This window comes from Kitasatospora sp. YST-16 (assembly GCF_026802215.1).
Lineage (GTDB): Bacteria > Actinomycetota > Actinomycetes > Streptomycetales > Streptomycetaceae > Kitasatospora > Kitasatospora cineracea.
The window spans coordinates 1317322-1343248 of sequence record NZ_CP113837.1 but is presented as its reverse complement, the minus strand read 5'-3'; the positions used below and the strand labels follow the sequence as shown (position 1 = coordinate 1343248).

At 74.6% G+C, this 25927-nt stretch carries 19 protein-coding genes; 15 read left to right on the top strand and 4 right to left on the bottom strand.

The window, feature by feature from the left end; genetic code table 11:
• Nucleotides 1-48: 48 nt before the first annotated feature.
• Nucleotides 49-867: a UbiA family prenyltransferase gene (locus tag OU787_RS06100; RefSeq protein WP_268658769.1), complete on the top strand. Its 819-nt coding sequence runs from the start codon at nt 49-51 to the stop codon at nt 865-867.
• 28 nt (nt 868-895) lie between these two features.
• Here the strand turns inward: OU787_RS06100 and OU787_RS06095 are convergent, their stop codons facing one another.
• The 3 genes from OU787_RS06095 to OU787_RS06085 all read right to left on the bottom strand — a co-directional run bounded on the left by OU787_RS06095 (nt 896) and on the right by OU787_RS06085 (nt 4113).
• The gene (locus OU787_RS06095) at nt 896-1642 is read right to left on the bottom strand and encodes an SDR family NAD(P)-dependent oxidoreductase (protein WP_268658768.1); all 747 of its coding nucleotides are present in this window, start codon (nt 1640-1642) and stop codon (nt 896-898) included.
• Between the two features lie 75 nt (nt 1643-1717).
• Nucleotides 1718-2641, bottom strand: a complete 924-nt coding sequence (gene hemC / locus OU787_RS06090; protein WP_268658767.1) for a hydroxymethylbilane synthase — start codon at nt 2639-2641, stop codon at nt 1718-1720.
• A 38-nt stretch (nt 2642-2679) separates the two neighbouring features.
• Nucleotides 2680-4113 (bottom strand): MFS transporter, encoded by a 1434-nt coding sequence (locus tag OU787_RS06085; RefSeq protein ID WP_268658766.1) that lies wholly within the window; start codon nt 4111-4113, stop codon nt 2680-2682.
• Between the two features lie 85 nt (nt 4114-4198).
• On the opposite strand from OU787_RS06085, the gene OU787_RS06080 reads away from it, so the two are divergent.
• Nucleotides 4199-5176: an ArsR/SmtB family transcription factor gene (locus OU787_RS06080; RefSeq protein ID WP_268658765.1), complete on the top strand. Its 978-nt coding sequence runs from the start codon at nt 4199-4201 to the stop codon at nt 5174-5176.
• A gap of 50 nt (nt 5177-5226) precedes the next feature.
• Here the strand turns inward: OU787_RS06080 and OU787_RS06075 are convergent, their stop codons facing one another.
• Nucleotides 5227-6795: an alpha-amylase family glycosyl hydrolase gene (locus OU787_RS06075; RefSeq protein ID WP_268658764.1), complete on the bottom strand. Its 1569-nt coding sequence runs from the start codon at nt 6793-6795 to the stop codon at nt 5227-5229.
• Between the two features lie 148 nt (nt 6796-6943).
• Here OU787_RS06075 and OU787_RS06070 point away from each other — a divergent pair, with 148 nt between their 5' ends.
• From OU787_RS06070 to OU787_RS06010, 13 genes are all read left to right on the top strand, one after another.
• Complete coding sequence (locus tag OU787_RS06070) at nt 6944-7582, top strand: hypothetical protein (protein ID WP_157852352.1); 639 nt, start codon at nt 6944-6946, stop codon at nt 7580-7582.
• 93 nt (nt 7583-7675) lie between these two features.
• Entirely contained in the window at nt 7676-11098 is a 3423-nt protein-coding gene (locus tag OU787_RS06065) for a DUF4132 domain-containing protein (protein ID WP_268658763.1), read from the top strand.
• Between the two features lie 320 nt (nt 11099-11418).
• Nucleotides 11419-12822, top strand: a complete 1404-nt coding sequence (locus tag OU787_RS06060; protein ID WP_030460440.1) for a hypothetical protein — start codon at nt 11419-11421, stop codon at nt 12820-12822.
• A gap of 234 nt (nt 12823-13056) precedes the next feature.
• Nucleotides 13057-14337 (top strand): SidA/IucD/PvdA family monooxygenase, encoded by a 1281-nt coding sequence (locus OU787_RS06055; protein ID WP_030460439.1) that lies wholly within the window; start codon nt 13057-13059, stop codon nt 14335-14337.
• Complete coding sequence (locus OU787_RS06050) at nt 14337-15920, top strand: class I tRNA ligase family protein (RefSeq protein ID WP_051816996.1); 1584 nt, start codon at nt 14337-14339, stop codon at nt 15918-15920. The genes OU787_RS06055 and OU787_RS06050 overlap by 1 nt, the downstream gene beginning before the upstream one ends.
• A complete protein-coding gene (locus OU787_RS06045; protein WP_030460437.1) occupies nt 15917-16996 on the top strand; it encodes an NAD(P)/FAD-dependent oxidoreductase in 1080 nt (359 codons plus the stop codon). The genes OU787_RS06050 and OU787_RS06045 overlap by 4 nt, the downstream gene beginning before the upstream one ends.
• The gene (locus OU787_RS06040; protein ID WP_268658762.1) at nt 16993-18318 is read left to right on the top strand and encodes an MFS transporter; all 1326 of its coding nucleotides are present in this window, start codon (nt 16993-16995) and stop codon (nt 18316-18318) included. The genes OU787_RS06045 and OU787_RS06040 overlap by 4 nt, the downstream gene beginning before the upstream one ends.
• Entirely contained in the window at nt 18315-19595 is a 1281-nt protein-coding gene (locus tag OU787_RS06035) for an ATP-grasp domain-containing protein (protein WP_268658761.1), read from the top strand. The genes OU787_RS06040 and OU787_RS06035 overlap by 4 nt, the downstream gene beginning before the upstream one ends.
• A complete protein-coding gene (locus OU787_RS06030; RefSeq protein WP_030460434.1) occupies nt 19592-20908 on the top strand; it encodes an ATP-grasp domain-containing protein in 1317 nt (438 codons plus the stop codon). Before OU787_RS06035 ends, OU787_RS06030 begins: the two co-directional genes overlap by 4 nt.
• A complete protein-coding gene (locus OU787_RS06025) occupies nt 20905-22098 on the top strand; it encodes an acyl-CoA dehydrogenase family protein (RefSeq protein WP_268658760.1) in 1194 nt (397 codons plus the stop codon). The genes OU787_RS06030 and OU787_RS06025 overlap by 4 nt, the downstream gene beginning before the upstream one ends.
• A 50-nt stretch (nt 22099-22148) precedes the next feature.
• The gene (locus OU787_RS06020) at nt 22149-23318 is read left to right on the top strand and encodes an acyl-CoA dehydrogenase family protein (RefSeq protein WP_030460432.1); all 1170 of its coding nucleotides are present in this window, start codon (nt 22149-22151) and stop codon (nt 23316-23318) included.
• A 36-nt stretch (nt 23319-23354) separates the two neighbouring features.
• Nucleotides 23355-25082: a tryptophan 2-C-methyltransferase gene (gene tsrT / locus OU787_RS06015; RefSeq protein WP_268658759.1), complete on the top strand. Its 1728-nt coding sequence runs from the start codon at nt 23355-23357 to the stop codon at nt 25080-25082.
• 63 nt (nt 25083-25145) lie between these two features.
• Nucleotides 25146-25880: a response regulator gene (locus OU787_RS06010; RefSeq protein WP_232794975.1), complete on the top strand. Its 735-nt coding sequence runs from the start codon at nt 25146-25148 to the stop codon at nt 25878-25880.
• The last annotated feature ends 47 nt before the right edge of the window (nt 25881-25927 follow it).

Sequence of the window (25927 nt, the reverse complement as noted above, 5' to 3'; positions counted from 1 at the left end):
TTCGTGGCTTCGGGGGAGAACCGGCGTCCACCGCCTAGCCTGGCCGGTGTGAGCAGCACGACGGTGACCAGCAGGGTGGCCCGGACCGGGGTCCTGTTGCGCGCCTGCCATCCCGCCCCGGCCGCTGCCGTGACCGCGCTGGCTGGGGCGATGGCCCTCGCGGCCGGGCGCGGCGGCCTCGGTACGGCGCTGACCACCGGTGCGGTCGCCGCCGGGCAGCTCTCGATCGGCTGGAGCAACGACCTGCTCGACCGGCGGCGGGACGCGGACGCCGGGCGCGCCGACAAGCCGCTCGCCGGGCGGGAGGTGTCGCCGGGGCGGGTCGCCGGGGCCACCCGGTGGGCGGTGGCCGGCTGCGTGCTGCTCTCCGCCGCCTGCGGGCCCGCCGCGGCGACCGTGCACCTGGTGGCGGTGGCCGCCGGCTGGGCCTACAACCTGCGGCTCAAGGCCACCGCCTGGTCCTGGCTGCCCTACGCGGTGGCGTTCGCGCTGCTGCCCGCGTTCGTGACGCTCGCCCCGCCCGGCGGGCGCTGGCCCGCCCCCGCGGTGCTCGGCGCGGGCGCGCTGCTCGGGGTCTCCGCGCACTTCGCCAACGTCCTGCCCGACCTGGCCGCGGACCGCGCGGCGGGCGTCCGGGGCCTCCCGCAGCGCCTCGGCCGCCGCGTCTCGGCCACCGTCGCCGTCCTCGCCGCGACCGCCGCCGCGCTGCTCCTCGCCCCCGGCTGGCCCACCCTCGCGGTCACCGCCCCGCCCGCCCTCACCGTCCTGCTCGCCCCGCCGCGCAGCCGCGCGCCCTTCCTGGCGGTGATCGCCGCCGCGGCGGTCGCGCTGGCCGTCCTGCTGTTCGGGCGGGGGCCGGGGCTGTAGCCCGGGGCGGCGGGTCGGCGCGGGCCGGTCAGGCGGAGAAGCCGCCGTCCGCGGCGATCACCGCGCCCGTGACGTAGCCGGCTTCGGGGCCGGCCAGGTGGGCGACGACGGCGGCGATCTCGGCGGGGTCGGCGTAGCGGCCGAGTGCCGTGATCCCGCTGATCGCGGGGGCGTTCGGGCCGTCGGCGGGGTTGGCGTCGGTGTCGGTCGGGCCGGGGTGGACCAGGTTGACGGTGATGCCGCGCGGGCCCAGCTCGCGGGCCAGGCCCTTGGTGAGGCCGACCAGTGCGGTCTTGGTCATCGCGTACAGGGCGAGGCCCGGGAACGGGACGCGGTCGGCGATGTTGCTGCCGATGCCGATGATCCGCCCGCCCTCCGGCAGGTGCGCCGCGGCGGCCCGGGCCAGCACGAACGGGGCCCGGACGTTGACGGCCAGGACGCGGTCCAGCTCCGCGGTGCCGACGTCCGCCAGCGGCCCGGACGGGAAGAGCGCCGCGTTGTTGACCAGGACGTCCAGCCGGCCGAGGGTGCCGACCGTGCGCTCCACCGCGCCGGTCAGCGCCGCCTCGTCCGCGCCGTCCGCCGGGACCGCCAGCGCCCGGCGGCCCGTCCCTTCGATCTTCCGGGCCACCTGCCGGGCCTGCTCGGCGTTCTGGCGGTAGGTCAGGGCGACGTCGGCGCCCTGCTCGGCGAGCCGCAGTGCGACGGCCGCGCCGATGCCCCGGCTGCCGCCGGTCACCAGGGCCACGCGTCCTTCGATTCGGTTGCTGTTCATGGCGTCGAGCTTCGTCCGGGCGCGGGCCCGCCGCTGGCGGCTATCGGTCGGTGCGTTCCGGCCCCGGACGGGCGGTCAGCGGGGCTGGAACTGCGGGGCGCGGAGCAGGGTTTCGGCGTCCTGGTCGAGCAGCAGGGCGGCCACGGCGCGGCCGAGCTTCTCGGGTTCGGCGGAGGTGCCGGAGAGCCGGGCCTCGATCTGCCGGGTGCCGCGGGGGGTGGTGAGCTGGCCGTGCAGGGTGAGGATGCCGTCGGCGGTGGTGGCGTGGGCGCCGATCGGGACGGAGCAGCCGCCGTGGAGTTCGGCGAGCATGGCGCGTTCGGCCCGGACCTCGGCGTCGGTGACGGGGTCGCCGGTGCCGGCGAGGAGTTCGCGGGCCCTGGCGTCGTCGGCGCGGACCTGGATGCCGAGGGCGCCCTGGCCGGGGCTGGGCGGGAAGCGGTCGAGCGGGAGGTACTCGGCGATCTCCCCGGCGCGGCCGAGGCGGTGCAGGCCGGCGGCGGCGAGGACGACCGCGTCCAGGGTGCGCAGCCGGGTGAGCCGGGTGGGGACGTTGCCGCGGATCCGCTCGGGCGCCAGATCGGGCCGGACATACAGGAGTTGGGCGATCCGGCGGGCGGCGGAGGTGCCGACCCGGGCGCCGGTGGGGAGCTCGGCGAGGGCGGCCCCGCAGAGGGCGTCGCGGACGTCGGCGCGGGGCGGGGAGGGGAGCAGCAGCAGGCCGTCGGGGTCGGCGGTGGGGAGGTCCTTGAGGGAGTGGACGACCACGTCGACCTCGCCGTCGAGCAGGGCGGCGGCCTGCCGGCCGGCGAACGCGGCGCCGCCGCCGCGTTCGGAGACCTCGCGCAGGTCGGACTTCCGGTCGAGGTCGCCGTCCTCGAGGATCACCCGGTGGCGGAAGGCGACGTCCGGGAACCGGGCGCGCAGCGGGGCGAGGAACTCCTTGACCTGGGCCCGGGCCAGTTGGCTGGCGCGCGACCCCACCACCAGTTCGACCATCGTCAACTCCCCTTCGAACAGCTTGTGCTGACGGAATGTTAGCGCTGTGCGAGCGGTCCGGTTTCCGACCGAATGTCGGGAACCGCGGGGCTCGGGCGTTCGAGCCGGAGCAGGCCGGGGACGGCGGCCAGCGAGGCGGCGAGCAGGAACAGCCAGGGCCAGGACGGGCCGTGGGCGAACAGCAGGGTCAGCAGGCCGGGGCAGAGCGCCTGGCCGAGGTTCCAGGAGAGCTGGTTGACCGCCAGGTACCGGCCGCGCCGGGCCGGGTGGGCGAGCGCCACGCTCAACTCCTCGCGCCCGGGCGTGGCGACGGTCTCCGCCAGGTTGTACACCAGCATGGCTACGACCAGCCCGGGCAGCACCAGCCAGCGCGGACCGTCGCCGGGCAGCACGGCGAACAGCGCGAACGCCGCCGCGTTCAGCACCGCCCCGGCGGCGGCCGTCCGGGTCGCGCGGTGGCCCTCCAGCAGCCGGGAGACCGGGTTCTGGGTGAGCACCACCTGCACGCCGTTGAGCACCAGCAGCGCGCCGGCCAGCGGGGCGCCCAGGTGCAGGGCGGCCGTCACGTGCACGGCCAGCAGCACGCTCAGCACCATCGAGGCCAGCACGAAGGACAGGTTCACCAGCACCATCAGCAGGTAGCGGCGGTCGGCCAGCACCGCGCGGTAGCCGCCGCGCTCGTGCACCGCCGCGGGCGGTGCGGGCTGCGCGGGTGCCGTTGAGGGTGGTGCGGGCTGCGCGGGTGCCGCTGTGGTCGGTGAGGGCTGCTCGTGCACCGTCGCGGGCGCCGGGGGCTCTGTGGGCACCGCGGGGCGCCAGCGGGCCAGCAGTAGCGCCGCCACCAGGTAGGACGCCGCGTTCAGGGCGACCAGCAGCCGCAGGCCGCCCGCCCCGCCGTCGCCGACCAGCAGTGCGCCGGCCGCGCCGCCCAGGCCGAGTCCGGCGTTGCGCAGCGTCTGCACCAGGGCGAACCAGCGGGTGCGCCCGCCGTCCGGGGCGGCCAGCACGACCAGGCCGGTGCTGGCGGTCCAGTACCCGGCCTGGCCGGCCTGGGCGAGCAGGCAGACCAGCACGATCAGCCAGCTGCGGTCGGCGAGCAGGAAGGCGGCGTGGGCGAGCGCGGAGAGTGCGTTGGCCCAGGCGGCGACCTTCCGGGCGCCGTACCGGTCGATCAGCGGGCCGACGGCGGGCGCGGCGGGCAGGGCGAGCAGCCGGGCGGCGGAGACGGCCGCGCCGACGGTGGTGAGCGGGAGGTCGGTGGTGCGGGTGAAGAACACCAGGGTGAAGGCGAGCACCAGGCCGGTGCCGAGGCTGTCGATCAGGTGGGCGCCGATCAGCGGGCGGTGGCGGCCGGCCCCGGCGGGCAGCCCGAGCCGGTCCAGGAGCGGACGGTGCGGGCGCTGCTGGCGGGGCGGACGAGGCCGGTGCTGCGGGTGCTGCGGGTGCTGCGGGGTGGGGGGTGCGCTGGTCATGGTCCGAGGCTGCCTGCGATGATCGGGGCCGCCCACGGATTCGACTCTGCTCGAATCCTGCCGGCCGCGATGACGAGGGGGAGCGGTGCTGACCTGGGAGTTCTCCGCGCAGGACCTGGCCCGCACCAGGTTCGCGCGCTCGCCGCTGTGCGAGCTGACCACCAGTGTCGAGGTGCTCAAGGACCCGGGGCGGCGGGCCGTCCATCTGCCCTGGGTGCGCCGGGCCCGGCGCGAACTCGCGGGCGTGCAGTGGGAGTTGCTCTCCCAGCTGGTGCGGCTGCCGACGGTCTACGTGCCGGACTTCCTCACCCCGGTGCCCGCCGGCAGCAGCCCGGCCCTGGCCGACCAGCTGGCCGAGCTGACCGCGCTCGACCCGGCCGCCGTGCGCCGTGACCTGGACCGGATCGGCGGTGAACTCCCGCCGCTGGTCGCCGAGTTGTACGCAGACCCGGCGGCCGGGACGCGCCGGCTGGCGGCCGAGGCGCGGGCCTACTGGCAGGCCGCGATCGCCCCGCACTGGGGACGGATCGAACGGCTCGCCGAGGGCGAGATCCTGCGCCGGGCCCGGCAGTTGGCGGCCTCCGGCCCGGCCGGGCTGTTCGCGGACCTGCACCCCTCGGTCGGCTGGGAGCACGACCTGCTGCGGATCGGCCACCGGCATCTGGAGGAGCACCGGCGGCTGGACGGCGCGCGCGGACTCGTCCTGGTGCCCACCGTGTTCGCCTGGCCCGGGGTGTTCTCCCAGCTCAACCCGCCCTGGCAGCCCGGCCTGGTCTACCCGCCGCGCGGTGTCGCCACGCTCTGGGAGTCCGCCGCGCCCGCCCCCGACGGCCTGGCCCGGGTGCTCGGCCGGGCCCGGGCCCGGCTGCTCGCCGAACTCGACGCGCCCGCCAGCACCACCGAACTCGCGGCCCGCACCGGCCTGTCCGCGCCCACCGTCTCGCACCACCTGTCCGCGCTGCACGACGCGGGCCTCGCCGCCCGCCACCGCACCGGCCGCACCGTGCTCTACCTGCGCACGGAAGCGGCCGAACTGCTCTGCGGCGCGGGCGAGTCGGGCTGATCAAGGGGCGGCGGCCTCACTCACTCGGCGGCCTCACGCGTTCGGCGGCCTCAGCGGGCGAAGACGCCGTACGAGAAGCCCTCCGCGCGCAGCACCGAGTGCGTCAGCGACACGCCCCGCCCGTGCAACAGGCGCCCCGGCAGGTCCCGTTCCACCGGCAGGCAGGCGGGCGTCCGGCGCGGGTTGACCACCACCAGGTAGCGCTCGCCCCGCAGGTACGCCAACGGGTAGCCGGTGTGCAGCAGTTCGACCGGCCCGTCCGGGCCCAGGCCGGGGTGCGCGCGGCGCAGCGCGATCAACTCCCGTACCTGGTGCAGCAGCGAGGACTCGTCGGCGCGCTGGGAGGCCACGTCGGGGCGGTCGGGGGAGGGGTCCAGCGGCAGGTAGAAGCGGTCGGCGGCGGCGGAGGAGAACCCGGCGTCCGCGGTCGCGTCCCACTGCATCGGCGTGCGCGAACCGGCCCGGTTGTAGCGCGGGCCCAGCACGCTGCCCTCGGTGTCCGGCAGGCCCGGCACGAAGCGCATGCCGATCTCGTCTCCGTAGTAGATCGTCGGGACGGTCGGCCAGGTCAGCTGGAAGGCGAACGCCGCCGCCAGCTGCTCGCGGGTGCGCGGGCCGCAGGCCAGCCGGGAGAAGTCGTGGTTGGTGGTGGGCAGCGAGGCGAAGCCCCGGCCGTCCATCGCCTTCGCGGCGCGCTCCCACTCGGCGAGGAACGGCCGCATCGAGCCGCGGCCCTCCGGGTCGAAGTAGCAGGGCTGCTCGGGCCACTCCTCGTGCACGGTGCCCGTGCCGTTGTCCCACAGCGAGCGCAGCGCGGCGCCCTCGGTGGGGCCGCCGAACTGGAGGAAGAAGTCGCCGTGGAAGCCCATCGGCACCGAGCGGGCCGGGTCGCCCCACTCGGCGAGGATCACGTTGTCGGGGTGCTCGGCGTCCATCCAGGCCCGGGTTTCGCGCCACAGCCGGCCGGTCTCGACGAACCCGGGGTCGTCCTTGACCAGCGAGGACGCCATGTCCACCCGGAACCCGGAGACGCCCAGCGCGAACCAGTGCGCCATGATCTCGCGCAGCGCCGCCCGGTTGGCCCGCGGGCCCTCGGCGTCCACCGGCTGCCGCCACGGCTCGGCCGGGTCGGTGCGGGCGTGGCCGAAGTTCAGCGCGGGCTGGAAGTCGAAGAAGTTCGGCTTGTACCAGCCCGGCCGGCTGCCCGGCGAGGCCACGTACCCGGGCGCCGGGCGGTCCGCCCACACGTAGCGGTGGTCGTCCGGGTCGGCGGCCGAGCGGACGAACCACGGGTGCCGGTCCGAGGTGTGGCCCGCGACCAGGTCCAGCAGCACCCGGATGCCGCCGCGGCGGGCCTCCTCGGTGAACTTCGCCAGGTCCTCCGGCGTCCCGTAGCGGGGCGCGGTGGTCAGGAAGTCCGCCACGTCGTAGCCCGCGTCGCCGAACGGGGAGGCGAAGCACGGGTTCAGCCACACCGCGTCCACCCCCAGCCAGCGCAGGTACTCCAGCCGCTCCGTCAGCCCCGCGAAGTCGCCGACGCCGTCCCCGTTCCCGTCCGCGAAACTCTGCGGGTAGATCTGGTACAGCACCGCACCCCGCGCCCACTCCGTACCCACCACGGCCCCTCTCGTCCCGAACCGCCCCGCCCTGCACACGGGTCGTCTCCCCCCAAGCCATGCCCCGCTCCGGCCCCGTGGAACCAACCGGCCCGGACCACGGGCGTCCGGGGCGGGGTGGCATCATCGCCGGGTCACGGAGTGCGCGCAGGTGGGAGTGGTGGCGGTGGGCTGGTGGTGGTCGCGCGGGAAGCGACGCGAGCAGCAGGACACGGTGGAGGTGCGGCTGGTGGAGGGGGCGTCCTACCGGCCGCCGGACGGCGAACTGGTCGAGATGCTGGCCGCCGCCGAGGCCGGGGACGACGTCGTGATGGGCAACCTGGGGGCGGTGTTCTACTCGAACGGCGAGTCGGCTGCCGCGCTGCACTGGTGGGAACGCTCCTGGGCGGCCGGGAACACCATGGCCGGGTACAACCTGGGCATGTACCACTCGGCGGCCGGGGACGACAACCGGGCCCAGGTGATCTGGGAGCAGGTCGCCGCCCTCGGTGACGCCGACGCCATGCTGGGCCTGGTCAAGCAGGGCCTGGAACGCGGCGACAGCGCCACGGTGGACCGCTGGGCGCCCGGCATCCTCGCCCAGGACCAGGCGTTCCCGATCACCGCACTCGGTGTCGCCTTCCGCGACAACGGCGACCTCGACCGGGCCGTGCACGCCTTCCGCTGCGCCGAGGAACTGGGCGACGCCTACGCCATGGAGTACCGGGCCCGCCTGCTCACCGCCCAAGGCCGCACCGCCGAGGCCGAGGCCCTGCTGGCGAAGGCCGCGACCGCGCAGCGAATGCTCTGACCCTTCCCGGGCCGGGATGTCCGGATCGCTCGCTAGGGTGCCGCCAGGTGGCCGGCCGGTTCGTGGTCGGCCGGTCGGGGTTGGAGGGGCGAAGTGCAGCAGTGGGAGCCGGTCGGCGGCGGTTCGGCGGAGTGCCGGGAGGCCGACGTGTCCGCCCCGGTCGCCGGGTTCCCGGGCGAGGACGTGTTCGTGCTGCCCGAGGCGTGGCGCGAACACGTGCTGCCGCGCCGCCGGGGCGGGGTGCCGGTGCCGCTGCCCGAGTGGTGGCCGGTGGTGGACGCGGCGGCGGTGGCCGAGGCGGAGGACCTCCACATGACCGGGCCGCACCGGGCGATCGAGCAGGTGCTGACCGCCCCGGGGTCCGACCCCGGAGTGGTGGCCGCCGTCCGGGCGTACCGGGCCGGTGCGCCGGACCCGGTGGGGCTGGCGGTGGTCACCGCGATGGTCCGGGAGTGGGGGGTCTCCGACCAGGCGGAGCGGGAGTTCGCGGGCTGGACGGCGCGCTTCGGCCTGAGCCTCGCGGTGCGGGCCGCCCTGATGACCCTGGAGGTGGACACCTCACAGCTGCAGGTGTCCTACGGGCAGCGGGCCAGGGTGACCCTTCGCGACCTGGACTCCATACAGCATTCCGGTACGGAGTTCGACCTCCGGGTGCTGGCGGCCGCCCGCCGGGCGCTGGCCGCCGCGCCGGAGCCCGAGTACGCCGCCGTGGTGGCGGAGTTGGCGGGGATGCGGGGCACCCTGGCGAGCCGGGCGGCCACCGCGTTCCTGGTGCCGGAGCGGGCGGAGTGGGTGGACGAGTGCCTGGCCGAGATGTTCGGGCACTCGCGCGCGATGAGCGGCCTGCTGCGCGCGCTGCTGCTGCCCGCACTCGGCAGCGCCGAGCAGGCGCAGCGGTTCGGCGCGGAGGATCGCGGGGCGTGGACGTACTGGACGCCCCAGGTGGTGGCCACCCTCACCGACGGGGTGGGGCCGGCCGCGGCGCCGCTGGTGGCGGGGGCGCTGGAGCAGAATGCCTGGGACGACGACTGGGCGCGCGGGTGCGCCGAGTACGTGGCGGAGTTCCCGACCGACGAGGCGATGGTCGAGCTGGTAGACCGGATCGCCGGCAAGACCTTCCGGCTGGTGCTGCTGGCGATGGTGGAGCGCTTCCCGGTGCGCTCGGTGCGGGTGCTGTCGGCGGCGGCGCGGCGCGGTGGCGTTGAGGCGGCGGCGGTTCGGCACCTGCTCAACCGGCAGGTGGCGTTGCTGCGTTCGCGGCTGCCGGAGATCCTGCCGACCCTGGACGAGGAGAGCGCCGCGTACGTGCGGGGCCTGGAGGGGGCGCGGGAGCCGCTGCCCGAGGCGGTGCCGGAACGGCTGCCCGCGCTGCTGGTCGACCCGCCGTGGGCGCGGCGGCGCGCCGTCCGCAAGCCGCGGGTGCTGACCGGCCTGGTGGCCGACCAGGAGGTCCAACTGCTCTGGCAGGAGGGCGAGTCGGCGGCGTTCGCGGCCACCCCCTACCGCTCCTGGGAGTACACGGCGAACATCGGCTGGGCGGAGAAGGTGCGCAAATCCGAGGAGAACGGCTGGACCGGCCAGTGCTGTCGGCTGCTGGCCATCGCTCCGGCGGAGTTGATGGCGCCGTACCTGGAGTCCTGGGAACCGCGCGAACTCGCCTCCTGCGGCGAGCAGTTGGCACCGGTACTGGCCAGGTTCGGCCCGGCCGCGCTGCGGCTGGTGCTCGGTGCGGCAGTGGCCCGGCCGGCCCAGGTCGCGCCGGTGCTGCTGCCGGTGCGGGGCGCGGTCGCGGCGGAGGTGATGGCGGACGCCCTGCTGCGGCTCAAGTCCGTTCAGCCGGTGGCCCGTTCGTGGTTCGCCCGGCACGGGGTGGCCGGGGTGCTGCTGCTGGTCCCGGCGGCGGTCGGCAAGGCCGGGAAGGCCCGGCTGGCGGCGGAGAACGCGCTGCGGCTGGTGGCCGCCCAGCAGGGGGCGGAGGTGCTGACGGCGGCGGTGGCCGAGCGGTACGGCGAGCAGGCCGCCGCGGTGGTCGCGGACGCGCTGGAATCCGACCCGCTGGAGACCGCGCTGCCCACCAAGCTGCCCGAACTCCCGTCCTGGCTGCGGCCGGAGGCGCTGCCACAGGTGCAACTGGCCGACGGTGGCGGGGCGTTGCCGCTCCATGCGGTGCGCCACCTGCTGACGCTGCTGCAGTTGGGGAAGCTGCGCGACCCGTACCCGGGCCTGGCGGTGGTCGCACCGGCGCTGCGGGCCGACACGGTGCGGGCGTTCTGCTGGGCGCTGCTGGAGGAGTGGCGGCAGGCCGGGATGCCGGGGCCGGGCAGTTGGACGCTGTACGCGCTCGGCGAGTTCGGCGACGACGACACCGCCCGGCAGCTGGCGCCGCTGCTGCGCGAGTGGCCGGGACAGAACGCCCACCAGCGGGCGGTGGAGGGCCTGGACGTGCTGGCCGCGATCGGCACCGACGCCGCCCTGCTGCAACTCCAGAACATCGCGCAGCGGGTGAAGTTCAAGGCGCTCAAGGTCCGCGCCCAGGAGAAGGTCGCCGAGATCGCCGAGGTACTGGGCCTGACGGGCGAGCAGTTGGCCGACCGTCTGGTGCCGGACCTGGGCCTGTCCCCGGACGGCACCACGGTCATCGACTACGGCAGCCGGACGTTCACCGTCGGCTTCGACGAGCAACTGCGCCCGTACGTGCTGGACTCCGACGGCAAACGGCGCAAGGACCTGCCCGCCCCCGGCACCCGCGACGACCAGGAACTCGCCCCCGCCGAGCGCAAGCGCTTCGCCGCCCTGAAGAAGGAAGCCCGCACCCTGGCCGCCGACCAGACCGCCCGCCTGGAAGCCGCCATGGTCGCCGAACGGACCTGGAGCGCGGGCGAGTTCACCGACTTGCTGGTCACCCAGCCCCTACTCGGCCACCTGGTGCGCCGCCTGGTCTGGACGGCCGACCACACCGCTTTCCGGGTCGCCGAGGACCGCACCTTCACCGACGTCCACGACGAGCCCTTCGCGCTGCCCCGGGACGCCACCGTCCGGCTCGTCCACCCGCTGCACCTGGCACCCGCCGACCTCGGCGCCTGGGCGGAGCTGTTCGCGGACTACGAGATCGTCCAGCCGTTCCGCCAACTGGGCCGCCCGACAGCCGCGTTGACCGAGGAGGAGGCCGCCGGTCACCGGCTGCACCGGTTCGAGAAGCACACCGTCCCGACGAGTCGGCTGCTCGCCCTGACCAAGCGCGGCTGGCGGCGCGGCGAACCGCACGACGCGGGGCTGGAGTTCTGGTTCCACAAGCCGCTGTCGAACGGCCGCCACCTGGTGATCGAGATCCAGCCGGGCATCGTGGTCACCCTCCCCAACGAGTACGACGAGCAGACTTTCGAGGCGGTGTGGCTGGGCGCCTCACCGGAGGGCTACTGGCCGAACGGCCGCGAGTACCGTGACCGGCTCGGCGACCTGGACGCCGTTTCCGTCTCCGAACTCCTCGCCGACCTCCAGGAGTTGACCGCCGACTGACGAAGGACGGCCGATCGGCCGAGCCGGTGCGTCCGTCCGAGGAGTGAGAAAGGGGCAGCGCGGTGCGGGACGCGGCCGCTAGGGTGCCTGGCATGACCCTGTTGGTGAGCCGCCGCCATGTCGACCATGGCCGTGCCACCACGACGGGCTGTCGCCGCGTCGGCTGACGCGGCCCGCACCCCTTCCCTCCCGTCGAGGGCCGCTCACGCACTCCGCCGAGCGGCCCCGCGCTTGCCCCGTCCCCGGTGCCGGGTGCCGTTCGGCGTCCCTTCCTTCCGCTCCCGGCGGAAGGGCCACGACTTCCCGAACAGGACCCCGCCATGCGCCCACGTCTGCTGCTGCCCGCCCTCGCCCTGGCCGCCGCGCTCGCCGCCACCGCCTTCGGGCCGCTGCCCCCGCAGAACCCGGCGACCGCCCCGAACGGCAACGCCGGCATGCACGGCGACTCCGCGTCCAGCGACACCACCCCGTACGCCGGGCCCGGCACCGGGGCCGTCGACTGGAGCCGCACCGCGCTCGCCTCGGCCTGCCCCACCGTCACGGTCGGGCAGGACGGCTACCCGGTCGCGCTGTGCACCACGATCTTCGGCCGGACCCCGACCGTGCACCTGCTCGACCCGGCGAACGGCGACGACCTGGCCTCGCTGGAGCTCCCCAAGGGCGCCCTGTTCGGCGGCGTGTACGCCTACCTGGACCAGAACGACGCCCTGGTCGCCGTCGACGGCAACGACGACCTGCTCCGGATCGGGCACCACCGCACCGGCAGCGGATGGCAGTTGACGGTCGACCAGCGCACCCCGCTGGCCGCCGCGGTACCGTCCGGCGACAACATCGTCGGCCTCAGCCCCGGCTGGGACGGCAAGGTGTGGTTCGCCACCGACCACGGCGTGATCGGCACCGCCGACACCGCCACCGGCGCGGTCCGCACCCTGGCCACCGGCGAGGGCGTCGCCAACAGCATCTCCACCGTCCCCGGCCACACCGCCGTCGCCACCGACCACGCCCTGTACCTGCTCGGCCAGGCCGCCGACGGCACCCCCGTCGTGCAGTGGCGCGCCCCGTACGACCGCGGCCCCGGCCGCAAGCCCGGCCAGCTCAGCTGGGGCACCGGCGCCACGCCCAGCTTCTTCGGGCCCGGCGACGGCACCGAGTACGTCACCCTCACCGACAACGCCGCCCCGCACGAGAACCTGCTGGTCTACAAGGTCGACGCCGGGCCGGTACCGGTCTGCACCACGCCCGCGCTCACCAAGTGGGCGGCCAGCGGCACCGAGGACGCGGTGATCGCCTCCGGCCGCAGCGTGTTCGTCACCAACACCTACGGCTACCCGTACCCGGCGCTGCCCGACGGCGCGCCCGCCAGCGTCCCCGCCTCGGCCTCCTACCAGGGCGGCATGGCCCGGATCGACCTGAACGCCGACGGCACCGGCTGCGCCACCGTCTGGGAGAGCGACGTCAAGTCGGCCGCGCTGCCCCGGCTCTCGCTCGGGGACGGCCTGATCTACACCGCCACCGTCAGCGGCCCCACCGACTCGGTCGGCGCCCAGACCTTCGCCACCTACGCGCACGCGGTGATCGACCCGGCCACCGGCGCCAAGGTCGCCGGGAGCACCTTCGGCATCGGCCTGCTGTACAACCCGCTGCAGATGACCGGCACCACCGCCCCCGACGGCACCCTCTACCAGGGCACCGAGACCGGGGTGCTGCGGATCACCCGGAAGTAGCGGCCGCACGGCAGAACGGGCCCCGGGGGCGGGCCGGACCGGTTCCGGCGATCCCGGGGCCCTTCGCGTGCCCGTCCGGAATTTCCCCCACGGCCGGGAAACCCGCCCTACCCGCCGGGAATCCGGGATTCCTAGATTCCTCCTCGAACCAACCGGCCAACCGACCGACCGGTCAACCGACCGATCGACCGGTCAACCGGCCCTGGACGAAACCGAGTTCACGAGGGGGAAAGTGTGGCTGACCTAGAGGTGGGCGTACTGGCGATCGGCGCCGGCCCGGCGAACCTGGCCCTCGCCGCCGCGATCGAGGAGAGCGGCTCCGCCGAACTGGCCCGGAACACCCTGCTGTTGGAGCAGGCCCCGGACATCAAGTGGCAGCGCGACCTGCTGATGCCCTGGGCCCGCAGCCAGGTGTCCTTCCTGAAGGACCTGGTGACGCTGCGCGACCCGCGCAGCCGCTTCTCGTTCCTCAACTTCCTGCACCAGCACGACCGTTTGGACCAGTTCATCAACCTGGGCACCTTCCACCCGCACCGCTGGGAGTTCTCCGACTACCTCCAGTGGGTGGCCCGCTCGCTGGAGCAGGTGCGGATCCGCTACGACGCCAAGGCCACCGCCACCGAGCCGCGCCACGACGCCGACGGCAAGCTGATCGGCTGGCAGGTCACCCTCGCCGACGGCGACACCATCCGCTGCCGCGACCTGGTCGTCGGCGCCGGCCGCGACATGCACATCCCCGCGGTCTTCGCCGACCTGCCCGCCGAGAAGGTCATCCACAGCGCCCGCTTCCGCAGCCGGATCAACGCCGTCGACAAGGACGCCCCGCTGCGCACCGTGGTGGTCGGCGGCGCGCAGAGCGCCGCCGAGATGTTCATGGCGCTGTACGAGAACCTGCCGAACTCCACCGTCACCATGCTGGTCCGCTCGATCGGCCTGCAGAACTACCAGACCAGCAAGTTCGTCAACGAGCTGTTCTACCCGTCCTTCGTCGACGAGTTCTTCGACGCCCCGGCCGACACCCGCGCCCAACTCCTGGACGAGATGCGGTTCACCAACTACGCCGCGCTCGCCCCGCCGTTCCTGGACGAGCTGTACATGCTGCTGTACCGGGAGAAGATGATCGGCACCGGCCGGGCCGAGGTCCGGGCGATGACCGAGGTCGCCGCCGCCCGCGAGGAGGACGGCGAGGTGGTCCTCGACCTGCGCGACCGGCGCACCGGCAAGGTCACCGAGCTCCGCTGCGACCTGGTCCTGCTCGGCACCGGCTACGACAGCCGGATGCCGTCCCTGGTGCGGGAGTTGACCGGCAAGACCGGACTGTCCGAGGTCTCCGTCAGCCGCGACTACCGGGTCGACCTGGGCACCGGCACCGACGCCGCGCTCTACCTCCAGGGCGTCAACGAGGCCACCCACGGCATCGCGGACTCGCTGATCAGCGTGCTCGCCCACCGGGCCCGCGACATCACCGGCGACCTGCTGGAGCGCCACGGCCTCACCCCGGCCGGTGCCCGCTGATGGCCGCGCTGCTGGTGATCGCCCCCGGCCCCACCGCCAACGGGGACCTGCACCTGGGCCACCTGGCCGGCCCGTTCCTGTCCGCCGACGTGTGCGCCCGCTACGCCCGCGCCACCGGCCGTGACAGCCTGTTCGGCACCGGCGTCCACTTCACCCAGAACTACATCGTCACCACCGCCCGCCGGCTCGGCGAGGCCCCCGAGGAACTGCGGCTGCGCGCCGCCGAGCAGGTCGAGGCCACCCTGGCCGCGGCCGGCATCGTCCCCGACGGCTTCGTCCGGTTCGACGAGCGCTACCTCAAGACCGTCCGCACCTTCTTCGAACGGCTGCACGGCGAAGGCCACCTGCGCCTGCGCAAGGTGCGCTTCCCGTACCTGCCGGACACCGGCGAGTACCTCACCGACGCCTACGTCCGCGGCGGCTGCCCGGTCTGCCTCGCCGAGGGCTGCGCCGGGCTGTGCGAGAACTGCGGCCACTGGATCGCCTCCGGCGACCTGCTCGACCCGCGCTCCACCCGGCACCCCGAACTCCCGGTCGAACTCCGGGAGAAGGAGGTCCTGGTGCTGCCGCTGGAGGAGCACCGCACCGCGCTCGCCAGCCACTTCGCCCGGCTCGCCCCCACCATGCGGCCCCGGCTCGCCCAGCTGGTCGAGGAGCTGATGGCCCGCCGGCTGCCCGACTACCCGATCACCCTGCCGATCGACTGGGGCATCCCCGCCCCGTTCGCCGAGACCCCCGGCCAGGTGCTGTACTCCGACACCGAGACCGTCGCCTGGAGCCTGCACGCCATCGCGCTGGCCGCCGAGTCCCGCGGCGAGGTGCCCGGCGACGAGGAACGGCACTGGGCACTGGAGGCCGGGCCCGAAGTGGCCTACTTCTTCGGCTCCGACGCCAGCTTCGCCTTCGCGCTGGCCGGCACCGCCATGCTGCTCGCCCTCGGCGGCCTCGCGCTGCCCGCGCACTTCGTCACCAACGAGTTCTACGAACTCGACAGCGACAAGTTCTCCACCAGCCGCGGCCACGTCGTCACCGGCCGCCAGCTCACCGCCGAAGTCCCGCGCGACCTCGCCCGCTACTACCTGGCCGCCACCGGCCCCGACTTCCAGCGCACCAACTTCACCCGCGCCGCCATGGACCGGGTCTGCGGCCAGCGCCTGGTCGAACCGTGGAACCGGGTCGCCGCCAAGGCCGAGGCGTACCTCGACCGCGGCCCGCTGCCGGTCAGCGCCCGCTCCCGGCACGCCGCCGCCCTGATCGCCGAACGCTTCGCGGCCGCCCTGCGCCCGCGCCGCTTCAGCCTCAGCGCCGCCGCCTTCACCCTCACCGAACAGCTCGGCCGGCTCGACCGCTGGGAGGTCACCGACGCCGACGCCGGCGACTTCTGGCACGAACTCGACCTGTTCCTGCGCTGCGCCGCCCCGCTGCTGGTCGACCTCGGCGCCGAGGGTCTGCCCGACCCCGCCATCCCCGCCGAACCCACCGCCACCACCGTCCGGCCCCGCGCCCTGCCCCGGCTGGCGACCGGCCTGCGCGGCGGTGCGCGCGGCGGTCCGCGCGGCGGTGCGCGCGGCGGCGGACGGTGAGCACCGCCGCGCACGTGGTGGTGGTCGGCGCGGGCGTCACCGGCCTGCTCACCGCCGTCGCCTGCGCCCGGGCCGGGCACCGGGTCACCGTGCTGGAACGCGGCCCGCTGCCCAACCCCGACGCCACCTCGCACGACCAGCACCGCGCCCTGCGCACCCTGCTGCCCGGCGACCCCGACGGCACCGCCCGCCGGATCGCCGCGCACCGCCACTGGGAAGACCTGGAAACCCTGTTCGGCACCCCGCTGCACCGCCGGGTCGGCACGCTCACCGCCCACCCCGCGGAACGGGTCGACGAACTGCTCGCCGAGGCCGGCGAGGCCGGCGTCCCGGTCGACCTGCCGGCGCCGGACGCCCTCCCGCCGCTCGGCCTGCCGCCCGGCACCGTCGGGGTGCGCGAGCGCACCGGCGGCGTGCTGCTCGCCGACCGGGTGCTGCGGGCCGCCGCCCGCTGGCTGACCGCCCGGCCCGGGGTGGCGCTGCGCCCGCACAGCACCGTCCGCTCGGTGTTCACCGGCTCCGGCCGGATCGTGCTGGACACCGGCGAGGTGCTCCGCGGCGACCTCGCCCTGCTGGCCGGCGGCCCGTGGACCCGCCGGCTGGCCGACAGCCCGGTCACGCTGTACCGGCAGACCATGCTCTACCTGGGGCGGCCGGACGGTGCCGTGACCAGTGGCGACGAGGGCCCCGGCGGCGACCGCTGGGACGACGCCCCCGCCGCGGGCGGCCTCGGCCGGGCGGGCCGCGGCTGGGTGCTGCCGCCCGGCGCCGGCACCCTGCTCAAGCTCAGCTCCGACACCGTGTGCCGCCCCGTCGCGGACACCGACAGCCGCGGCGAGGACCAGCAGCCGTACCTGGACCGGCTCGCCGCCGAGGGCGTCCTGCCCGACCTGGAGCGCTACCCCGTGGCCGGCGTCCGGGTCTGCCACTACACCGCGGACACCGCCACCGGCGGCCCGCTGCTCACCCGGGTCTCCCCGGGCCTGTGGACCCGCGCCGCGTGCGGCGGCAGCGGGTTCTCCACCGCTCCGCTGGTCGCGGAACGCATCGCCGAGGCAGTGAAGGAGGAGGCGTGACCGACGACGACAAGCCACCGATCGGCGTCCTCGACACGCTCAGAGCCACCCCGACCACCGTCCGCTACCTGCTCGGCGGCGTCCTGGTCAACCAGCTCGGCGCGTTCGTCCAGACCTTCCTGGTGCTGTACCTGACGCACCGGGGGATGTCCGGCGGCACCGCGGGCCTGGCGCTCGCCGCGTACAGCCTGGGCACCGTGTTCGGCACCGTGCTCGGCGGGGAGATCACCCACCGGCTCGGGGCGCGCACCACCATCGTCGCGGCGATGGCCGGCTCCGCGCCGCTGGTCGCGGTGCTGCCGCTGCTGGCCCGGCCCGGGCGGGTCCCGGTGCTGCTGGCGGCGATCGCGCTGGCCGGCCTGTTCGCCCAGGCGTACCGGCCCGCCGCCTCGGTGCTGCTCAGCGACCTGATGCCGGAGCGCTACCAGGTGATGGCGTTCTCCATGATGCGGATCGCCCTGAACACCGGCGCCGCGCTCGCCCCGCTGATCGCCGCCGGGGTGATCCTGCTCGACTGGGACCTGCTGTTCTGGCTGGACGGCGCCACCACCCTGGTCTACGCGCTGCTCGCGTACCGGCTGCTGCCCCGGCACGCGGCGCCCGAACCGGCGTCCGAACCGGCGTCCGAGCAGGCGACCGAACCGGCGGCCGCCCCCCGGACGAGGGCCGAGCGCCGCTCCGGCGGCCGGGCCGCGTACGGGCTGATGCTCCGGGACCGGGCCTACCTCGCCTACCTGGCGGCGGTGGTGCTCGGGACGGTCGCCTACGTGCAGTCCTCGATCTCGCTGCCGCTGGAGATCGTCCACGACGGCTACCCGACCTGGCTGTACAGCGCGGTGCTGACCGCCTCCTCGCTGGTGCTGATCACCTGCGAGCTGAAGATCACCGCGTACATCACCCGGATCCCCACCCACCTCGCGGTCGGCGTCGGCCACCTGGTCAACTCGGTCGGGCTGGCCGCCTACGGGCTGGCCGTGCACTCCGGGGCGTTCGTGCTGTTCGGCGCGGTGCTCGCGGTCAGCGGCCTGATGATCGCCGGGCCCAGCATGTTCGCCCACCCGGCCACCTTCCCGGCCGGGTCGAAGGCCCGCTACCTGGCCACCATGCAGGCCGCGGCCGGCCTGGCCTCGGCGGTCGGACCGCTGTTCGGCGTCTGGGCCTGGACGCACCTGCACGCCGGGTTCTGGGTGCTGATGGCCCTGGTCAACGGCCTGGCCGGGGTGCTCGCCCTGCTCGGCACCAAGCACCGGGCGGACCGGACGGACCGGACGGACACCGCCCGGCCGGACACCGCCCCGGAACCCGTGGGGGAGACCGCATGAACGCGCCCGACCGGCCGCGGCCGGTGCTGATCGTCGGCTACGTGGCCTTCGCGGTGCCCGCCGTCGCCGCCTTCCAGGGCCCCGACTCGGTGGTGTACGTCGAGGAACCGGACGTCGCCCGCAAGCGGCACCTCGCCGAGGCCGTCCAACACATCGACTACGCCCGCGAGTTGATCGAATGGGAGTACCACCTGCCGGGCCGGGCGGACGCCTTCTTCGCCGCCCGCCCCGAACTCGACCCGGTCGCGGTGATCCCGGCCGTCGAGTACGCGGTGCCGTTCGCGGCCCGGCTGGCGGAGCGCTACGGGCTGCCCGGCGCGGGCCTCGGCGCGGCCCAACTGCTGCGCGACAAGCACCAGTTGAGGGTGGTCGCGGCAGCCGCCGGGATCGCCGGACCGGCCAGCGAACCGGTCGCCGACGCCGCCGCCCTGGCCGGCTTCCTGGCCCGGCACCCCGGCCCGGCGGTGCTCAAGCCCGCCAACCGGCAGGCGTCGGTCGGCACCCTGGTGGTCCACGGCCCCGAGGAGGTCGAGGCGGCCTGGGCGTTCGGACAGGCCCAGGACGAGGGCGCGTTCGTCCCGGACCGGCCGATCGCCCCCGTCATGCTGGCCGAACAGTACGTCCGCGGGCCGGAGTTCAGCGTCGAGATGCTGGTCGAGGGCGGCCGCCCGCTGTTCGCCAACACCACCGGCAAGCTGCTCTACCCCGGCCGGTACCCGATCGAGGCCGGACACACCGTCCCGGCCGAACTCCCGGTCGAAACCCACGAGTTGCTGGCTGCCGAGACCGAACGGCTGGCCGCCGCGGTCGGCTTCGGCACCGGCGTGCTGCACTGCGAGTGGATCCTGGCCGACGGCGTCCCGGTGCTGGTCGAGTGCGCCGGACGGCTGCCCGGCGACTCGATCACCGACCTGATCGAGGCCGCCTACCCCGTCGAGCTGACCCGCGCCTACTTCGCCCTGATGCGCGGCGAGGACCCCGGCCCGCTGCCCGCCAAGGCCGAACGCGCCACCGCCGCCGCCTTCCTGGCCCCCGACCGGCCCGGCACCGTCACCGCCGTGCACGGCCTGGACGCGGCCGCCGCCGCCGCGGGCGTGCAGCTCGCCGCGGTCGGCATCGCCCCCGGCCACCGCGCCGCCGGCCTGCGCAGCTCCTGGGACCGGGTCGGCATCGTCACCACCCTCGCCGACACCCCCGCCGAGGCCCGCCGGCTGGCCGACGAGGCCGCCGCACTGGTCCGGTTCGACATCGACCCCCTCGCGGAGGAGGAATCATGACGGAACATCAGCAAACGTCGCCGGACACCCTGCTGGTGATCGGCAGCGGACTCAAGGAGTACCGCGAGTACCTGGTCGGCCCGATGAGCCGCCGGGCCCGCGCCGCCGGCCTGGAACTGCTGCTGGTCAACAACCTGCGGCCGACCTGGCAGCGCGAGTACTTCGACGAGATCGTGGTCGCCGACGTCTTCGACACCGCCACCATGAACGCCACCGTCCGGGAGATCGCCGCCCGCAGGCACGTCGTCGGCCTGCTCTGCTGGGACGAGCCGCTGGTGCTGGACGCCGGCCTGCTGGCCGCCGAACTCGGCGTCCCCGGCCTGTCCGAGCGCGGCGTGCGCGGCGTGCGCGACAAGGAGCGCACCCGCACCGTGCTCACCGCCGCCGGCCTGCGCCAGCCCGGTTTCGCGCTCACCACGAGCCCGGCCGAGGCCCGGGCCGCCGCCGCCCGGATCGGCTACCCGGTGGTGCTCAAGCCGCGCGCCATGGGCGCCAGCATCGGCGTGGTGTTCGCCGCCGACGAGCAGGAACTCGACGAGGCGTTCCGCACCGCGCTGTCCGCCAGCGAGGTCGACCCCGGGCCGTACCGGGCCAGCGTGATCGTCGAGGAGTACGCGGGCGGCCCGGAGATCAGCGTCGACGGCGCCGTCCACAAGGGCGAGTACCTGCCGCTGTTCCTGGCCCGCAAGTACAGCAGCGACGAGCCGTACTTCGAGGAGGTCGGCCACATCGTCGACGCCGCCGACCCGCTGCTCGCCGACCCCGCGCTGCTGGCCCACCTGGCCGACGCGCACCGGGCGCTCGGCGTCGAGGACGGCATCACCCACACCGAGCTGCGGCTCACCCCGCGCGGCCCGCTGATCGTCGAGGTCAACGGCCGGCTCGGCGGCGACCTGATCCCGCTGCTGGGCCGGATCGCCACCGGCATCGAGCCCGGCGAGGTGCTGTTCGACGTCGCCGTGGGCCGCCGCCCGGAGACCGCGCCGAGCCGCACCGCGGTGGCCGGCATCCGCTTCGGCTGCCCCGAACAGGACTGCCGCCTCGAAGAGCTGACCCTCCCCGAGCCCGGCGACGCGCCCGGCCTGCGGCACGCCGCACCGATGGCCCCGCCCGGCACCGTGCTGCGGCTGCCCCCCGGCGGCTACCTGGCCCGGCACTCCTTCGTGATCTGCGAGGCCGACAGCCTCCCCGCCTGCGAACAGCGCCTGGCCGACGCCGCCGCCCTGGTCGAGGCGCGGGTCTCCGCGGTCGGCCCGGCCGACCCGCAGGCCCCGTTCGCCATGCCCGCCGGGCTGCTGGACGTGGACCGGTGAGCGCCGCCGCGGCCCTGGACGCCGCCGAGATCCTGCGCCGGGCCCGGGAGTTGGCGCCGGTGCTGCGGGAGAAGGCCGCGGAGATCGAGGCCAACCGCACGCTGCCCGCCGAGGTGGTCGAACTGCTGCGCGCCACCGGCGTGTTCCGGATGTGCTTCGCCCGCTCCTGGGGCGGCCCCGAACTCACCTCGCTGGAGCAGCTGGAGGTGGTGGAGGCGCTCGCGCACGGCGACGCCTCGGCCGCCTGGTGCGCCGTGATCGGCGCCAACAGCGGCCTGCTGGCCAACTTCCTGCACCAGTCCGTGGTCAGGGACGTCTACCCCGACCTGGACCTGATCACCGCGGGCGTGCTCGCCCCCGCCGGCCGGGCCGAGCGCGTCCCCGGCGGCTTCAAGCTCAGCGGCCGCTGGTCGTTCGGCTCCGGCATCGCGCACAGCGACTGGGTCACCTCCGGCGCCTTCCTGTTCCAGGACGGCGAGCCCTGGGCCGAGCCCGGCAGCCCGCACGCGCACGACTCCCGGCAGTTCCTGGTGCCCCGCTCCGCCGTCGAACTCGTCCCGAACTGGGACACCACCGGCCTGCGCGGGACCGGCAGTTGCGACTACACGATGGACGGCGTGTTCGTCCCCGAGGAGCACACCTTCACCTTCTGGGAGGTCCGCGGCGCCCCGAGCCCGCTCGCCCAGCCGGACTCCTTCATGCGCGCCCTGTGCGGCGTCCCGCTCGGGGTGGCCCGGGCCGCGCTCGACCACGTCCGCGAGGTCGCCACCGCCCGCTACGACCGGATGGCCGGCCGCGGCTGGGCCGACAGCTGGCGGGTGCAGACCGAACTCGCCCGCTGCGAGGCCGAGTTCAACGCCGCCCGGGAGGGCGCCCGGGCCGCCGCCCGGCGCCAGTGGGAGGTGCTGGCGGCCGGCGGCACCCTGGACGACCTCACCCCGGACGAGCGGGCCGCCTCCCCGCTCGCCTGGCTGCACGCCTTCCGGGCCTCCCGGGCCGTCGTCGTCCGGCTCTACGACCTGCTGCAGACCTGGTCGATCAACCGCACCTCGCCGATGGACCGCTGGCTGCGCGACACCGCCGTGATGTGCCAGAACCTCACCGCCCAGGACGCGGTGCTGGAGTCGGTCGGCGCCTACCTGCTCGGCCGGCCGCCGCTGTTCCGGATCAGCCTCGGCCTCTCCACCTGAACGACTCCAGCCGAACGACGACTGCCCACCGCAGAAGGAGAAACGACCCGATGACATCGGAAATCCTGCGCCGCGCCCAGGAGTTGGCGCCGGTGCTGCGGGAGAAGGCCCCGGCGATCGAGGCCAACCGCACGCTGCCCGCCGAGGTGGTCGAACTGCTGCGCGCCACCGGCGTGTTCGGCATGTGCTACGGCCCCGAGTGGGGCGGCCCCGGCCTCACCTCGATGCAGCAGACCGAGGTGGTGGAGGCGCTCGCGTACGGCGACGCCTCGGCCGCCTGGTGCGCCGTGATCGGCGCCAACACCGGCATCTACGCCAACTTCCTGGACCAGACCGTCGCCAAGGAGGTCTTCCCGCGCCTGGACCTGGTGGTGGCCGGCCTGCTCCAGCCCTCGGGCCGGGCCGAGCGCGTCCCCGGCGGCTTCAAGCTCAGCGGCCGCTGGTCGTTCGGCTCCGGCATCAAGCACGCCGACTGGGTCACCTCCGGCGCCTTCCTGTTCCAGGACGGCGAGCCCTGGGCCGAGCCCGGCAGCAAGCACGCGCACGACTCCCGGCAGTTCCTGGTCCGCCGCGAACAGGTCGAGGTGATCGACAACTGGGACACCACCGGCCTGTGCGGCAGCGGCAGTTGCGACTACACGATGACCGACGTGTTCGTCCCCGAGGAGCACACCTACACCTTCGCCACCCCGCAGGGCCGCCCCGGCCCGCTCGCCCAGCCGGACTCCTTCACCCGGGCGATGTGCGGCGTCCCGCTCGGCGTGGCCCGCGCCGCCCTCGACCACGCCCGCGAGGTCGCCACCACCCGCTACGACCGGATGGCCGGCCGCAGCTGGGCCGACAGCTGGCGGGTGCAGACCGAACTCGCCCGGCTGGAAGCCGAGTTCAACGCCGCCCGGGCGGGCGTGTACGGCTCGATGCACCGCCAGTGGGAGGTGCTGGCGGCGGGCGGCACCCTGGACGACCTCACCCCCACCGAGCGGGCCGCCTCCCCGCTGTCCTGGCTGCACGCCTTCCGCAGCTCCCGGGACATCGTGGCCCGGCTCTACGACCTGCTGCAGACCTGGTCGATCAACCGCACCTCGCCGATGGACCGCTGGCTGCGCGACACCGCCGTCCTCGCCCAGCACCTGGTCGCCCAGGACCGCATCCTGCAGTCCGCCGGCGCCTACCTGCTGGGCGCCGAGCCCGAGTTCGGCATCAGCCTCGGCCTGGTCTGACCCCGCGAACCCCAACCCACGAGGGAGGCAACCCCGATGAGCAGACTCGTCCTGCTGGTCAACCCGAACAAGGTGCATCCGCCGATCGCCCCCTACGCCCTCGACGTGCTCACCACCGCGCTGGAGGACGACGGCTTCGAAGTGGAGGTGCTCGACCTGACCTTCCGCCGCGACGACTGGAAGACCTGCCTGCACGAGTACTTCGCCGAACGCTCCCCGATGCTGGTCGGGGTGACCGTCCGCAACACCGACACCGTGTACGCCTTCGAGCAGCGCCCGTTCGTCGGCGAGCACCGGGAGATCATCACCGAGATCCGCCGGCTCACCGACGCGCCCGTGGTCGGCGGCGGGATCGGCTTCTCCACCATGCCGTTCGCGCTGGTCGAGTACTTCGGCATCGACTACGGGGTGAAGGGCCCCGGCGAGAAGATCCTCTGCGAACTGGCCGCCGCCGTCGCCGAGGGACGCGACACCGCCGGCATCCCCGGCCTGATCCGCAACACCGCCCGCGGCGCCGTCCGGGTCCCGCCCGCGGTGCTCACCGTCCGCCACGGCCAGACCCAACTGGCCGAGTCCACAGGCCAGTTCGAGCCCCGGGTGTGGCAGGTTGACCGGCTCTCGGTGTACCGGCGGCGCTCCGGCGTCCCGCGCCGGGTCGACAACCTGGAGTACTACCGGCGCGGTGGCCTCGGCTCCATCCTGACCAAGAACGGCTGCGCCTACCGCTGCTCGCACTGCGTCGAGCCCGACGCCAAGGGCACCCGCTACGGGCAGCGCGAACTCGCCTCCGTGGTCGACGAGATGGAGTCGCTGGCCGCGCAGGGCATCCTGGACCAGCACACCACCGACAGCGAGTTCAACCTCTCGATCGCGCACGCCAAGAACCTGCTGCGGGAGATCGTCCGCCGCCGGCACGCCGACCCGGACAACCCGCTGAACGGCCTGCGGCTCTGGGTCTACTGCCAACCCAGCCCGTTCGACGAGGAGTTCGCCGACCTGCTGGCCGAGGCCGGCTGCCGCGGCGTCAACGTCGGCAGCGACCACATCCGCCCCGAGGTGCTCAGCGGCTGGAAGGTCACCGAGAAGGGCGGCACCTACTACACCTTCGCCGACACCGAGCGGCTGGTCCGGCTGTGCCACGAGCGCGGCATCCTCACCATGGTCGAGGCGCTGTTCGGCATGCCGGGGGAGACCCCCGAGACGGTCCGCGCCTGCGTGGACGCCTTCATGGCGCTGGACGCCACCGTCACCGGCTTCTCGCTCGGCCTGCGGCTGTTCCCGTACACCCCGATGGGCATCGACATCGCCGAACGCTGCGCGGGCGTGCGCACCGTCCCCGGCCTGCAGTCCAACACCGCCGACGGCCCGATCGTGCTCAAGCCGCTGCGGATGTGCGGCTCCCCGGCCGAGTACGAGCGGCAGTTCATGTTCGACGAGCACGGCAACTTCCGGCTGGTCTGCTACTTCTCGCCCGACCTGCTGCCCGACCCGGCCCGCGCCGCCGACCCCGCCGAACGCTGGCACGGCGCGGTCGCCGACCTGTGGGCGCTGATCGACCCGGCCGACCACCACCGGGTCATGCTCCCCACCGTCGAGGGCATGAGCGAGCACGACAACAACTACGCCGACAACCCCTTCCTCACCAGCCTCGGCGGCCTCGGCTACACCGGCGCGTTCTGGTCGCACTGGCGCGGCCGCGAGGAGATCATGCGCAAGGCCCGGGAAGTCGCCGTCCAATCCTCACATCTGCCAACTCCTGCGTGACATTGTGCACTTGAGGCACCGAATTGATCAGATCATGATGATGTAACGGAATCATCACTACCGGTGATCAACTCCGGGACCGCACCGCACCACCGCCGCACCACCACACGCCGCGAGGGGACGATGAACCAGCACGGGACCACCACGCCGCTGACCGTGCTGCTCGCCGACGCCCAGCCCGCCGTCCGCCGGGGCGTCCGCTCCATGGTCGAGGCCGGCGGCGGCGCGGCCGTGGTCGACGAGGCCGGCACCACCGGCGAGGTGCTCGCCGCCACCGCCCGGCACCGCCCCGACGTCCTGGTCCTCGACCCGCAGATGGACGACGGCACCGGCATGCGGATGATCAGCCAGGTCCTGCGCCTCACCCCGGAGACCGGCGTCCTGGTGTTCAGCCCCTTCGACGACGACAAGGCCGTCGCCGCCGCCTTCCACGCCGGCGCCCGCGGCTACCTGGTCAAACGCGCCACCGCCGACCAGATCGTCCGCGGCATCCACGCCGTCGGCGCCGGCGAGGCCATCCTCGACCGGGTCATCGCCGCCCGCCTCGGCACCCTGATCGGCACCGGCCAGCGCCCGCGCAGCTACCCGTTCCCGCAGCTCAGCGACCGCGAACGGGACGTCCTCGAACACCTCGCCGCCGGCCGCTCCAACACCTTCATCGCCCGCGAACTCGCCCTCGCCTCCAAGACCGTCAGCAACCGGATCTCCGGCATCCTCGGCAAACTCGGCGTCGCCGACCGCGCCCAGGCCCTGGTCCTCGCCCGCGACGCCGGCCTCGGCCACGCCCCCGCCCGCTGACCCGGTCCGCCCACCTCCCGAACCCGAACCCGAGCCTTCGAACGGAG

Coding starts and splice junctions, on each gene's coding strand:
- OU787_RS06095 (WP_268658768.1), bottom strand. CDS start 1,642: ATGAACAGCAACCGAATCGAAGGACGCGTGGCCCTGGTGACCGGCGGC.
- hemC (WP_268658767.1), bottom strand. CDS start 2,641: ATGGTCGAACTGGTGGTGGGGTCGCGCGCCAGCCAACTGGCCCGGGCC.
- OU787_RS06085 (WP_268658766.1), bottom strand. CDS start 4,113: ATGACCAGCGCACCCCCCACCCCGCAGCACCCGCAGCACCCGCAGCAC.
- OU787_RS06060 (WP_030460440.1), top strand. CDS start 11,419: ATGCGCCCACGTCTGCTGCTGCCCGCCCTCGCCCTGGCCGCCGCGCTC.
- OU787_RS06050 (WP_051816996.1), top strand. CDS start 14,337: ATGGCCGCGCTGCTGGTGATCGCCCCCGGCCCCACCGCCAACGGGGAC.
- OU787_RS06035 (WP_268658761.1), top strand. CDS start 18,315: ATGAACGCGCCCGACCGGCCGCGGCCGGTGCTGATCGTCGGCTACGTG.
- OU787_RS06030 (WP_030460434.1), top strand. CDS start 19,592: ATGACGGAACATCAGCAAACGTCGCCGGACACCCTGCTGGTGATCGGC.
- OU787_RS06020 (WP_030460432.1), top strand. CDS start 22,149: ATGACATCGGAAATCCTGCGCCGCGCCCAGGAGTTGGCGCCGGTGCTG.
- tsrT (WP_268658759.1), top strand. CDS start 23,355: ATGAGCAGACTCGTCCTGCTGGTCAACCCGAACAAGGTGCATCCGCCG.